The following is a 413-nucleotide window of genomic DNA, read 5'->3' as shown; positions in this document are numbered from 1 at the left end:
TGACCGTGTACCCAGTCACAGAAGAGCCACCAGTCGAGGCCGGCGCCGTCCACGACACCACAACCTGACCGTCACCCGCCGACACGGTCGCCCCGGTGGGGGCGGTCGGTGCGATCGGGCAGTCGGTACTGGTGAACGTCTTGGACCAAGAGCTGGTCCCGGACAGGGCGTACCCGGCCGTGGCGCGAGCGGTGACCATGACAGCCCCGGTGCCGAGGTAGGTTCCGGCCGGCTTCACCACACCATGCACCAGATACTCCACGCCGGTACTTGTTGGGATCGTGTACGTGTCAGCACTGGTGCCACATGAGTCCACGAACGACACCGCCGCCGGGGTGACCGGTGCAGTCGGTGTCACAGCCGTCGACGCCACGGACGCCGAAGAGGTGCCGATCGCGTTGGTGGCGGTCACG

General features: G+C 67.3%; 1 protein-coding gene. It reads right to left on the bottom strand.

Annotated elements, in window-relative coordinates; genetic code table 11:
- On the bottom strand, nt 1-262 hold a 262-nt coding region (locus N798_RS18830), incomplete at its 3' end, for a hypothetical protein (protein WP_232222678.1).
- Nucleotides 263-413: the final 151 nt, after the last annotated feature.

Origin of the sequence: Knoellia flava TL1, assembly GCF_000768675.1 — a bacterium.
Taxonomy (GTDB): Bacteria; Actinomycetota; Actinomycetes; order Actinomycetales; family Dermatophilaceae; genus Knoellia; species Knoellia flava.
Note: the sequence above shows the minus strand (reverse complement) of the source record. Positions and strands in the feature narration are given on the sequence as shown.